Origin of the sequence: Pseudovibrio sp. Ad37 (genome assembly GCF_001623075.1) — a bacterium.
In the GTDB taxonomy this organism is placed as follows: domain Bacteria; phylum Pseudomonadota; class Alphaproteobacteria; order Rhizobiales; family Stappiaceae; genus Pseudovibrio.
The window spans coordinates 57,115-69,101 of the sequence record NZ_LMCF01000047.1 but is presented as its reverse complement, the minus strand read 5'-3'; the positions used below and the strand labels follow the sequence as shown (position 1 = coordinate 69,101).

Sequence of the window (11,987 nt, the reverse complement as noted above, 5' to 3'; positions counted from 1 at the left end):
GGTGCATGGTTTTTATTCCTCCCACCTTACAGTCCGGATCTCAATCCCATCGAGATGGCATTTTCCAAACTCAAGGCCTTGATCCGCAAGGCCGCAGCAAGAAGTTATCAAGCACTGTGGCAGGCCGCAGGCCAAGTCTGCGACCTCTTCACAAAGCAAGAGTGCAACAACTTCTTCAAAACAGCTGGATACATGACCGATTAAACGCGACAAGCTCTAGAAGCGCTGCTGAGCAGCTTTGGCAAGCTGCATCCCAAGGTCTCGTTTTACGTTGATATGAGCGACAATCCGGTGGATCTCGTGGCAAATCACTTCGATCTTGCCATCCGCGCGCGGCATCCGGGAGACGAAACCCTGATCGCGCAGCGCTACACTTATGACCCTGTTGGACTATTCTCTCGCAAACCGCAGGAGCTCATCACAGAGGACAACATTGCCTCCTTTGCTCTCCAAGACCCGGAAGGCTTTCTAGCTGAGTTCTCGGTGGGTACAACCTCCACTCATATGATAGAGACCACCAACTTCCGTTTGACCAAACAACTTGCATTATCAACGGATTTCGTTGCTGTGCTGCCGATCTCACTTTGTGAGCAAGAGGTAGGGCAAGGCCGTTTGCATCTCTTAAAAACCACTCTGCAGATCCCTCAGGTACCGCTTTACATTGAGACCCCTGCAAGAAAGCACAGACCGAAACGCACGCGTGCTTTTATCCAACATATCGTCGAGAGCGCAAAAGCCCGTCGGTAAGACCAAATGGCTTATGGGCGTAGGCTGAGCAATTCGTTAGTATCCCCGCAGATTTTAGTGACTGATTGCATGGGACGAGAGAGTATGGCGCAAGATACCCTTTTAAAAGAACAGCTTGGTGGTGTTTTGAGAATAACGCTCAACCGCCCAGACAAACTCAATGCTCTCTCACCAGAGATGCGGCAGGACCTGCTGACCGCGCTGAATGTAGCCCGCACCAACCCTGAAGTGCGCACGGTTATCCTCACAGGCTCAGGCCGCGCCTTTTGTACCGGACAGGACCTCAATGACATTCTGCCCGACAGCACTGGAGAGAAGCCTGATCTGGGTGATGTTCTAACCCAGCATTACAGCCCGATTATTCACGCGATCCGCCAGATGGAAAAGCCAGTTTTGTGTGCTGTGAACGGTGTTGCCACAGGTGCTGGCGCAGGTCTCGCCTTTGCCTGCGACATGGTTTTTGCAGCTAAGAGCGCAAAATTCATCCACGCTTTCAGCAAGTTAGGCCTTGTACCCGGAGCTGGTGCGTCCTTCCACTTGCCGCGGATGGTGGGCGAGGTGCGGGCTAAAGGGCTGATGCTGACAGGCATGCCGCTGACAGCAGACCGCGCAGCGGATTGGGGCCTGATCTGGGAAGCCATTGAAGATGACCTACTTCAGGGCGAGGTACTAGATATTGCAACTAAACTTGCAAAAGGCCCAACATCGGCTTATGCCATGACCAAACACCTCATTCATGCATCAGCTGATAGCACGTTGGAAGACCAGCTTGTGCGGGAAGCGGAGATGCAGCGAAGGGCTGGAAATTCGGAGAACCATGCCGAAGGCCTGAACGCGTTTCTTGAAAAACGCTCACCTATTTTCAAATAGCGCCTGCGTCCCTCTTGGGTGGTTGCAGCGTGTCCCAAAACCATAATTGCGGAGAAATCTATGGGTATTATTGCAGTGGATCATGTTCAGATGACCATGCCAAAAGGTGAAGAGGCAGCAGCGCGTGCCTTCTTCATCGGGCTGTTAGGTTTCGTTGAAGTCGAAAAACCTGCGTCTTTACAAGTCCGTGGCGGAGCCTGGTTCACCGCTGGCAGCGTTAACCTGCATGTTGGCGTGGAAGAGCCATTCACTCCAAGCAAAAAAGCCCATCCTGCCTTTCTGTTTGATAATCTTCAGGAAACTGTCGATCGCCTCGCCGCTGCAGGTGCTGTATTGAAAGATGACAAGCCATTGCCGGGCTACATCAGAAAGTTCACTGAAGACCCGTTTGGTAATCGCATAGAGCTGATGCAGAAGACGGGCTAACTGCTGGCGCTGCACGCCAGAATAGAATTCAAATTTCTGCTTTAGACATTGATAAATAATCAGAAAATCTTCGAGTTTTCGAAAACCTCACGATATCCTGTGTATGTTAGAGGGTGAGTTACTCAAGCAAGCTCACCTCGGCACAGGAGTCCCCGCAGATGACCATTCTCAGTTTGCAGCACTTCAACCTTCCAATCGCCCCTGACGGGGATAAGCTCGCGCGTGAGTTTTATGTAGACTTGCTGGGCTTTGAAGAGATTGAGCGACCTGAGAGCATACGGCACCGTTCAGGTGGTTGGTTTTCCGTGGGTTCTGTCAATTTGCACCTGACCGTGCAAGGCCCGTTCGTCGCCAACAAGGTGGGGCATCCGGCTTTCGTGGTGGATGATATCATCAAACTCACACAGCACCTGCGGGATGCGGGCTATGAGGTTTCAGAGGACCCGACCTTCATTGGCTTCCTGAGAAGAACCACCCATGACCCCTTCGGCAACCGCGTTGAACTGATGCAGCCCGAAGACATGGTGCAGCACAAGCTATAGCTTTTTCAGCTCCTGAAGCAGTGCGTTGGTAAGGCCAAGCAGCTTGCCCTCCGGCAGAATATCATCGTGGTTCCACGTCAGCGCGACTTGCCAGTGTGTTCCATTCAAACCTTTGAGATCATAAGTAAAATTCAGAACACCGATCTCGCTACCAGCCTTGAATGCAATGCGTTGCCAATCCGTCTTTTCCGCAAGGCCAGGGTTGAACTGCATGGCTTTGTCATCAGCAATTTCGCCAATCACATCACAAAGTTCTTCTGCACTTGCATACCATTCCACTCCGGTGAGGTATGGGTCTGCCACATCCTCAATCGCCGGCAGAGGGCGTTCCTCGATTTTCTCCAGAATTTTCCGACGCTTAGCAACATCCGCCTGACCGTATTTATCAGCAAGAGCACGATCCGCCTTGAGTTGATAGAACTGGCGAGATGTCAGGAACGGCGTCCGTTCTTCGCGTGTTTCCAGTGCCTTAGTGCCGATGAGGTTAAGAACAACATCCGCAGCCGAGTTATCAGAGGCTGCCATCATGTGCTGTGCGAGCACCTGCAAGGTCACCAGCCCACCACTCATTTTGGCGTAAAGGTTGCTAACTGGATGAGATTCCAGATCTTTCTCGAGCCGAACTTTCTGGTTCCACTTCAGTTCGCCGCTCTTTACGCGGCGCACCAGTTCCTGCATCACAAACAGCTTGTAAGCCGGACCAATCGCCAGTGGCTGATCTGCATTTTTGCTGAAATATTCTACGCCATCTTTGCGAATGAGGAGGCTGGAGGTTCCAGCAATCTCTTGCATCAAAGACAAGCACTCATCAAGATCTTCAACCTGATATAGCGCAGGTCTTATGAATAAGCCTTTGATTTTGCCAGACCTTTCCCGCTCCAACAACACGACGATCTTAAAGTGCGTTGTTTTGACGAGAAATGCGTTTTTTTGCGTTTCTTTGCTGATTTCTTGCGCTGCTCCGTAAGCAGCGAGCGCATCCTCCAAAGACCGCTTCAGCCCCTGCTCTCCCACCAGCGAAAGGAAGCCAGCCGTGAACATGGACAGGTCTTCTCCATTGCCATTCCAGAGCTGAAAGAGGAGATCCATGTCAGACGTGTTGCGCAAGGCAATCATCTCAGGCGTGATCTGTTTGGCGGGGGAGAGGTTCTCCAGCGCATCCTTTATGCTCAGGATAGGATCAAGAAACATCTCTTTCAGGGTGCGCATTTCAAATCGCCTCAGGTCAGCCAGCTGGGAATCGTCCCTCTTCTCTTAAAGAGAGCGCATGAGATTGGCAAAGCCTGTCTTCTCTCTTTAGCAAAAGGCCACAGTTGGGCAACCTGAGAGGCGGATACTTAGTCGCCTCAGAACAAATCATACCTCGCTCTATAACCAAGCAGATCTGCCAGAATAAACCGGGCTCGGAAGCTGTTAGGTTTGGCCCGCATGCCCTTTCGCAGATTCCCGAGCACGCTATGAGGTTGGTATTGTGGAGATCAGTGTCGTTCTTCCGGTTCACAATTGCGGCAAATATCTGCTGCCCGCATTGCAGAGCCTAAAGTACCAGAGCTTCCCTCACTTTGAGGTGCTGATGATCAATGATCACTCCTCTGACGGATCAGAGGACGTGTGTGCAGACATTGCCACTGTCGATGACCGGTTCAAGCTGCTGCATTCCCCTCATTTCGGAATGGCTGGCGCCCTGAATTTTGGCATCACACAGGCCAGTGGAGTTTATATCGCCCGTATGGATGGCGACGATCTGTGCAGACCGGAGCGGTTTGCCAAGCAGATTGAATTCCTTAAAGAAAACCCGGACATTTCGTTTCTCGGTACCTTCGCTGATCAAATCAACGATCATGACAGGGTCATGGGCTCCTTTGACTTTCCAGAGGATGATTTCGAGATTAAAGCGCAATTGGATCGCGGTCAGAACACCTTCGTTCACCCCTCCATGATGATGCGCCGCCGCGCGCTTATGGACCTTGGAGGCTATCGCGAGATCTTCACGATCTGTCAGGATTATGACCTCTGGTTACGCGCGCAGGACAGGTACTCCTTCGCCAACCTGCCAGAGCGACTTGTTGCCTATCGCGGGTTTCCGGATAAGCGTGATCTGACCAACAGGTTCTGGAAGCATTTTTACATCACCCGCCTTGCAGAAATCAGCGTGCAGCAACGCCGCGCCGGGCACCGCGATCCGGTGGACCAGATGGCAGATGAGTTCGATCTGGAAGCCATTGATGAGCGGCTTGTGCGCGAGCGCCTCATCTCCGCACGGCAGGACTATTACTGCAACAAAAAAGCCTTTGTGGATCGCAAGTCATTGAACTCAATGGATATCGATCAGGTCAAAGCCTTCCTGCTCAACAATAAGGAAAAGTTCAACAAAAAAGCCCTGGGCCAGGCCTTTGGGCTTCTGTTTGATCAGGCCATGCGGATTGAAGACACTGAAAGCGCAGAGGTTCTTTACAAACTCCAGCGCGAAATCTCAAAGAGCAGGCACCTCAAGTCCCTGCTTTCTAAACCCAACAAACTCGTCAAATACGCCCTGCGAAAGCGACTGGAGGAGGAGGCATAGTCTCGCTACGCCGCTCTTTTGCTCTCCTCTGACTATTTCTTTTTCTTGCCGCTCTTAGGTTCCACATCATCACCGAAGAAGTCTTTCTTCTTCTTTTTGCTGAGAGCGGCTTTTGCTTTTTCAGACCGTGTTTTTGGGTACTCATCTTCCATCTTTAAGGCGGCGGCCTTGATCTTAGGAATGAGCTTCCAAGCTTCGTCAATTTTCAACTCTCGGTGCAGCGCTCCGATGTCTACGATCAGGGCCTTAAAGGCTTCTCTATTGTTATAATACTGCGTCAGCGGCGCTCTTTCTTTCGCCAGCTTCTGCTTCTCTCTTGAACTGCGAGCCGCTTTTCCTTTTTGGCTCAGCTCCTTTTCCGCAGGCTCGAATTTTTTATCCAAACCAACCATGATTTCACAGGCGTTGAAAACGACTGTTTCCATTTCCCAGATTTCTTTCTTATTGGCCTTGGCTTGTTTTTCTTCTGCGCTTAGATGTTCGTCAGAGTTTGCGCGGAGCTCTTCTTCAGCCGCTCTTTCTGCCTCAGCAGCAGCTTGCCGTCGTTGCATGACCGCCAGTTCGTCTTCGAATGTGCCCTTCTTCTTCTTCCCAAGAGCAGCTTTCACTTTCTCGCTTCTGGATTTCGGGAACTCATCTTCCATCTTCTGAACGGCTGCCTGCAGCTCTGGAATGATATCGCGGATTGGCTTGATATCCTGACGACCGATATGTTTGTTGACCAGTGCCATAAGCTTTTTCACTTCAGCGCTATTCGAAACAAAGGCATTCCGTTGAGGCGGGGTTTTAAGGTTTTCATCTTTGGCATTCAAATCAGCAAGTGACTGGCTCGCCATATCGACAATATGCTCAAACCCTTCAATTTCTTTCCGAGTCACTGCGGCTTGCTTGAGACACTCATCAAGGCTGTCGAAGTAAACCTCAATCTTTTCCAGTTCAGCTTCGCCCTTGGGATCATCATCCTCATAATAGAAACCAGAGGCAGTCAACAAGCACTCTCTCAGATTAGCGATGGTGCCTTTATAGAAATCCTTTTCACCCAGATCCTGGAATAAACCTGTATTGTCTTCATATTTGGTTATGCGAGGATTATAGGCTTTGATGCGTTCCAGAAGGTCTGACTTCGGGTTAAGTTCACCCTCAATTGCGTCAGCGCCTTTCAGCTGCTCCATCTGCTCTCTGGCTGCCTGGAAAAGGTTGTCCATAACATCCAGATCCTGATCAATGGCGCGCAAGGCGACTTCGACGACCTTCTTGTCCATATTGGCAAGCGCGATGAGGCCCACCTTGAAGGTGTTACACTGTTCTTGAGCATCCGCATAGGTATCAGCGAAATCCGCATAGTGGCCTTCGACCTCAAGATTCTCTCGGGCCCACTTATCAAGCTGTTTCAATTGGCTAAATTTACGGCGCACAACCTGCAATAACTCGTGTCTGCGGCCTGAGGCATCCGTTTGCGCACCGCCCTCACCAGCATCCGGCATGCCAAGTAATGTCCGCATTTTACCAAGCGCAACTTCAACGCCTGCCAACATATCGTCAGCAGCCTTTTTATCGCAGTTGGACAGAACAACCTGATCCTGTGTGAGCAGCGTAAAGGCTTCGTTGTTTGCCTTGTAGAATTCTGCAAACTCATTTGGCTTTTTCTTCAACTCACTTTTTCGGGCCGCGAGCGTGGCAAACGCGCTCTTTACGTTCTTTATGCGGAATTTTACGTCCGCCCCAATACTCTGTATTTCAGCTGCTGCAGCAGCAAACGCTTCCTGCATATCAGCAATTTGGCTATTGAAAGCGTTCAACGCACCCACACTCACGGCCATGCTATTGTCAGCCATAGCCACATTGAGCGCTTCAAGTGCTTTTGAAGCGCGCGCGCGGACCTTATCGAAGGTTCCCAGCTCAACGCTCCAAGCCACAATCTCTGGCCGGCGCTTCACCAAGTCCTGCAGTTTCGCAGTAGCTTCCTTCGCTTTGATGTTAATGCCAGAAATATCATTATTTCGAATTTCCTGAGCTTTAGCAAATAGCTGCTGCATCTGCATCAATGCAAACTTGGCAGAGGAAACATATTGCTGAAGTTGCTCGCAATGCGCTTCTTTATCCTCTCTATTCTCCTGAGAACAAGCCATTCCATCTTCTTGGTATGACAGAGCACCCTGATAGACGGTCTCAAACTCCGCTCCATTGACGTCCTGACATATCGGACGCCAATTGGCATTACTTGTATTGATGGCTGTTTTCAGGCTATTCAGATCTTCCCTCAAACGGGCCAGACGCTGCTCCAGAACATCGCCGGCGCTTTCCTTCTCAGCCGAAATGATTTCCGCTGTTTCAGCGTCGTTATGTCCTTGAGCGGTCAGAGCAACTTTCTTCATGCGCATATGCATGGTTCGCCCTGTTTCGATCAGGCTATCAAGCTTTGGCAGCGCTTTTTTAACGTCTGAATCAAGCCAAAGACCCTGATAAATATCCTGAGCTCCATCAAGGGCAGATTTCGAAAGCTCAAAAGCCTCCTCAAACTCGGTCGAATGTTTCTTGGACCAACCAGTCTGGTCTTGTTTATGATCTTCCTGAATTTTCTGATGTATGTTGAAAATTGCATCACCGCGTTCGTTGAGCGCCACCTCTTCTGCAAAGACATCACCAAGAGCTTCGACATCTTCAAAGGCATGCGCCCCTTTTGAAACCAGACCGAACTCCACCTCATCAGCAGTGGCTTTCTTCGCAGTCTTGGCATTCTTCGGCGCTTCGAAACACTTGGGCATGTTGCCGATAGCAGTCTTCATCTGATCGATGGCTGTTTTGGCGTCTGCAACACGGTTTTCAGAGAGCAGCAACTTGGCTTCCTGCCCCAGTGTCTCCACCATGGTCTGGTAGCTTAAAAGATCAGAAAGCTGTTCTTCATAGGGGATCTTATTACGCTGTTTGTAATAGGTGCCAGCTTCTTTGAGCAGATCAGAGACTTGATGAACATAATTATCCAGCTTGAGCGCAGTTGAAACACCACGGTCAAGAGTGTCACTCATGCCCTTCAAGCTAAGCTTTGCATTATCGAGGCAATCATTTGCAGCATCAATGTCTTCACCTACAGCCGCAAGTTCTGCTTCATTCAGGTAATCATCGGTTTTCTGCTCAAAATTCTCGAATATCTTGAGCTGTTCCTTGTCAATGATCAGATGGGCCTTTGCCGTAAGACTTCCGAACTCAACATAAGCCTGTGCCACCGCAACCTGAACGCCTTCTGCTGTATCAAGCGATACCTCAAGTGCCTCTGGCACTTCATCTCCATAGGAAGAGTCAGTATCGGCCTCAGAAGGATCAATACTGCAGACCTTGAGCATGGCATTTGCCCATGCATCAACCTGACTGGACTGTTTTTGAGTACCAGCAGTTTCATTTGAACCGGAAGGGATATCGGAACCAGCCATAACGGACCTCTTGGCGCACTAAAATACCTTAATGCGGGATATCACTTACGCCATGAGATAATGTTTCGCCAATCCCCCTCTATCGAGCGAATATTTATTAAAAAAGCTGAATTGAGTGGCCCCTTCCCTCACAAAAAAGCCCCCCGCCAAATCAAGCGAGGGTCGTGGGAGTTTTTCTGCCCGAGATGTGCCTCGTACCGAGTTGGAGGGGCGTTTGGCTTTGGCTGTTTGTTGTTTTCAGGCACCGCTGGGGACAGTGCCTGATGTTTTTGTTGGCGCATTCTTTTTCCGAGAGCCCTAGATGTGTTCTGGGGTTCGGTTAGCTCATTTTTCTATACGCGCGGGGAGAGCCTGACGGGCTATGCTGCCGACGACGGGGTCGGCGAGCAGGGCCGGGCCTTTGCTGGTTGGGTCGGTGTAGCCCAGGTCATTGCTATTGGTGCCGAGGCCCCGCTCAGAATGTCCTTCCAAAATGACCTTTCCGATCTTGTGAGTGCGTGCGCCTAACTCGCGGTGGCCGTAGCCGTGCTCGATGCCGATGGCGCCCCGAGCGATGCCCTTGCGAACCAAGGCCTGCCCGCTGATGCGGTTGCTTGGGGAGATGACGGTGATCCAGTCTCCGGTTTTGATTGAGAGTTGGTCCGCATCCACCGTGTTGATGGCGATGGCGTTGGAGAGTTTCAGATCATCCAGATACGGATTGCCTCCGGTGCTGGAAGAGCGCAGCTGAGATTTGGTGCTGACAACGCGGAACGGCCATAGATCCGGCGGGAAGGCTTTGTCCACTTGAGTTCCGTCGGCAAAGCTTGGGGCCTGCCATGTTGGGCAGCCAGCAAACTTCTTGCCCGTCATGGAGTTTCGCGCGGTGCCAACAGTCTCGTTCCAGACCTGAATACCCTTTTTGTAGGAGCGAGCGAAGGTGTCGCCCTTGTAGGTTTTCGCTGCATCCTCATAGCGGCCACCTCTGTTGTAAACATAAGCAACACGGCGCCATTCATCTGGCTTTAACGTGCTTTCCAAGTCCGCGCGGATACGATCCACACCGGTGATCGTCATGTCGACGTCATCACTTTCCGGCACTGCACCGCCATCAAACGCCACGTTGGCTCCAGCCCGCATCCAGAAATCCTCTGAGCGGTGCAGCGGGTGCAGGTTACCGTCGGCATCCGGGATGGCTTTTTCTCCAAAGCCCGGCAGGTCCATGCGTTTGGCTACGTCGATGAAGAAGTTGTCCATGTCCATGTGGCGGCCATCTGGTGTTTTGCCAGTCTGGCAATCTACCACCGGCCAGCGGGCCGTTGAGACCTTGGTTGGCACACCGCCCCAGGCAGACGCCCAGCCCCATGCCTCGTAGAACACACGGTCCGGCACGATATAATCTGCGAAACGAGAAGTTTCGTTGATGAACGGGTCAATGGCGATGAACAGCGGCAGGCGCTTGGTGTCTTTGATCTTCTCTTTGACGTCGTTTTCCATGCCCGCAACACCGTAGACCGGGTTGGAGGACCATGTGATCACGGCTTTGGCTTTGTAAGGATACCCTTCCAACACAGAGGTGAGCCATTGCGCGCCCATGGGTTGGGTGAAGGAATGCCATGGCGCCTGCGCAGGGTATGGGTTCTTGCCATCCGCAACCAAGCGCTTGAACTCGCTGGTTTTCTCGTAGGCGAAGCCACCGCGGCCTGCATCCACGCCTTTCACCTTCACTTTGCCGGGGAAGGCAAGCAGGTTATAGCGTGGGCCTTTCTGCACATCCTTGAAGCGACCACCACCTGCTGTGGTGCCGCCTTTGGCGTTGAGGTTGCCGACCAGTGCGTTGAGCATGACGATGGCGTAGGCGGTGTAAAAGCCTGCTGCATGCATAGTGCCGCCGTGGCAATCGGCAGCTGCCTGTTTGCCAACGCTGGTGAAATCGCGTGCCAGAGAGATGATGCGTTCTTCCGGTACACCGCAGTCGGTGGAGTATTCAGCAAGTGTTTTGCGCAGTGCCTCCCGGCGCAGCAAGCTCAGACTGGTGGCTACGGGCACAGTAGAACCATCCAGAAGTCTCACGGTTCCCTGGTGGAACAGTGTGGCAGGGCGGCCCTTTGCAGGAGAAAGCTCTCCCGTTTGCGCATCAAGGCACATTGGTGCTTTTTGAGCATCTTCTTCCAGATCAGCTGTTACCATTCCTTGCCGCAGGAATGAGCCGCCTTTTGGATGCTCGGGATCATCAATGACCAGATGCGTTGCATTGGACCAACTGGCCTCCCCTGCCGTCTGAGCTGCTGCGCCAGACGGTTGAGCCAGAAACTTGGCGTCATATCGTTCGTTTTCCATGATCCAGCGGATCATGCCCATCACCAGAGCCCCATCGGTGCCCGGCCTGATAGGAACCCATGTGTTGTCCTTGCCAAACGCATGATTTTGAGAGTTGGTGAGAACAGGGTCCACCACTGCATATTTGACCCCATCACGCCCACGGGCAGCGCCCATCAGTGTGCCTTGCAGCTTGTAAGGGTTGCCTGCATTGCCCGGGGCCGTGCCGATAAACAGCATGTACTTGGCATGGCGATAGTCCGGCTTCAGGTGTGGCTGCTTCTTCAAGTTATCCAGCATGGCCGCATAACCAGCCCGCATGGAAAGGCCGCAATAGGAGCGGTGCCCTACGAAGTTGCGGGTGCCGTAAGCCATTTTGGCAAAGCGGGCGGCCATCATCAAACGACCGTTTTTAAACACCGGGATCACCACCAGCTGGTTGGCTTTGGGACCGTACTCCGGATTTTCCGGATCGAGCGGTGTCTTCAGGTCGCGGATCGCGCGCAGGCCTTCCACATTGCCTTCACCAAACAAGTCACCGCCCTCTACGGTTTCTTCAATCAGCTGGTCCCAGGAAATCTCCTTCCACTGGCCGCTGCCGCGTTCGCCAACGCGTTTCATTGGCTTGAGAATACGCTCCTTGCTATTTTGCTTGGCGATGGCAGCATTGCCGCGCCCGCAGGCAGTGGAGCGTCCGGCAAGGCCTTGCTCACCATAGGCAGACAGGCCGGTGATCGCCTCTTTGATGGGCGTGTCGTATGGAATGTGCGGATTGGTGGAGAGTGGGCTGTACGGGTTTCCGGTGGCGCGCAGAATATCACCAGAGGCTTTGTCTACCCGCACACGGATGCCGCAAACGCTGGTGCAGCCCATGCACATGGTGTAGCCAACCCGTTGATCCGGGTTGAGGATCACCTCTCCAGTGGATGTGTCCACCTTGTATTCCGGTGGTAAAGCACCACCGGCAATGCCTTTGGCTTGCGCTGAACCCATTACACCTTGGTAAAAATTTTTGCCTGTTTCAGCAAAGCCCCAGAAGGCAGCGCCAGTTGCGCCAAGAGCGGTTGCACCTTGAAGAACACCACGGCGAGAAATAGTCATAACTGGCTCTCC

9 protein-coding genes are annotated in these 11,987 nt (G+C 52.2%); 6 read left to right on the top strand and 3 right to left on the bottom strand.

Going from position 1 to position 11,987, the window contains the following annotated elements; genetic code table 11:
• The 5 genes from PsAD37_RS10625 to PsAD37_RS10605 all read left to right on the top strand — a co-directional run.
• A partial coding sequence (locus PsAD37_RS10625) for a transposase (protein ID WP_193778197.1) occupies window positions 1-204 on the top strand: 204 nt, incomplete at its 5' end.
• Between the two features lie 21 nt (window positions 205-225).
• Window positions 226-747: a LysR substrate-binding domain-containing protein gene (locus PsAD37_RS10620; protein ID WP_084407724.1), complete on the top strand. Its 522-nt coding sequence runs from the start codon at window positions 226-228 to the stop codon at window positions 745-747.
• An 84-nt stretch (window positions 748-831) separates the two neighbouring features.
• Complete coding sequence (locus PsAD37_RS10615) at window positions 832-1,617, top strand: enoyl-CoA hydratase-related protein (protein ID WP_063296128.1); 786 nt, start codon at window positions 832-834, stop codon at window positions 1,615-1,617.
• Window positions 1,618-1,677: 60 nt separating this feature from the next.
• The gene (locus PsAD37_RS10610) at window positions 1,678-2,043 is read left to right on the top strand and encodes a VOC family protein (protein ID WP_063296127.1); all 366 of its coding nucleotides are present in this window, start codon (window positions 1,678-1,680) and stop codon (window positions 2,041-2,043) included.
• Between the two features lie 158 nt (window positions 2,044-2,201).
• The gene (locus tag PsAD37_RS10605) at window positions 2,202-2,585 is read left to right on the top strand and encodes a VOC family protein (RefSeq protein WP_063296126.1); all 384 of its coding nucleotides are present in this window, start codon (window positions 2,202-2,204) and stop codon (window positions 2,583-2,585) included.
• On the opposite strand, the gene PsAD37_RS10600 is transcribed toward PsAD37_RS10605, so the two are convergent.
• A complete protein-coding gene (locus PsAD37_RS10600; RefSeq protein ID WP_063296125.1) occupies window positions 2,580-3,794 on the bottom strand; it encodes a serine hydrolase in 1,215 nt (404 codons plus the stop codon). The genes PsAD37_RS10605 and PsAD37_RS10600 overlap by 6 nt on opposite strands.
• A 262-nt stretch (window positions 3,795-4,056) precedes the next feature.
• On the opposite strand from PsAD37_RS10600, the gene PsAD37_RS10595 reads away from it, so the two are divergent.
• The gene (locus tag PsAD37_RS10595; protein ID WP_063296124.1) at window positions 4,057-5,148 is read left to right on the top strand and encodes a glycosyltransferase; all 1,092 of its coding nucleotides are present in this window, start codon (window positions 4,057-4,059) and stop codon (window positions 5,146-5,148) included.
• A gap of 32 nt (window positions 5,149-5,180) precedes the next feature.
• Here PsAD37_RS10595 and PsAD37_RS10590 read toward each other — a convergent pair whose 3' ends face one another.
• Both PsAD37_RS10590 and PsAD37_RS10585 read right to left on the bottom strand, forming a co-directional pair.
• Window positions 5,181-8,576, bottom strand: coding sequence for a hypothetical protein (locus tag PsAD37_RS10590; protein ID WP_063296123.1), 3,396 nt, complete (start codon window positions 8,574-8,576; stop codon window positions 5,181-5,183).
• Between the two features lie 324 nt (window positions 8,577-8,900).
• Window positions 8,901-11,975, bottom strand: a complete 3,075-nt coding sequence (locus PsAD37_RS10585; protein ID WP_063296122.1) for a molybdopterin-dependent oxidoreductase — start codon at window positions 11,973-11,975, stop codon at window positions 8,901-8,903.
• Window positions 11,976-11,987 lie beyond the last annotated feature (12 nt).

Bases quoted from the DNA above. Each gene is read 5' to 3' on its own strand.
- PsAD37_RS10615 (WP_063296128.1), top strand. From the start codon at position 832: ATGGCGCAAGATACCCTTTTAAAAGAACAGCTTGGTGGTGTTTTGAGA.
- PsAD37_RS10610 (WP_063296127.1), top strand. From the start codon at position 1,678: ATGGGTATTATTGCAGTGGATCATGTTCAGATGACCATGCCAAAAGGT.
- PsAD37_RS10605 (WP_063296126.1), top strand. From the start codon at position 2,202: ATGACCATTCTCAGTTTGCAGCACTTCAACCTTCCAATCGCCCCTGAC.
- PsAD37_RS10600 (WP_063296125.1), bottom strand. From the start codon at position 3,794: ATGCGCACCCTGAAAGAGATGTTTCTTGATCCTATCCTGAGCATAAAG.
- PsAD37_RS10590 (WP_063296123.1), bottom strand. From the start codon at position 8,576: ATGGCTGGTTCCGATATCCCTTCCGGTTCAAATGAAACTGCTGGTACT.
- PsAD37_RS10585 (WP_063296122.1), bottom strand. From the start codon at position 11,975: ATGACTATTTCTCGCCGTGGTGTTCTTCAAGGTGCAACCGCTCTTGGC.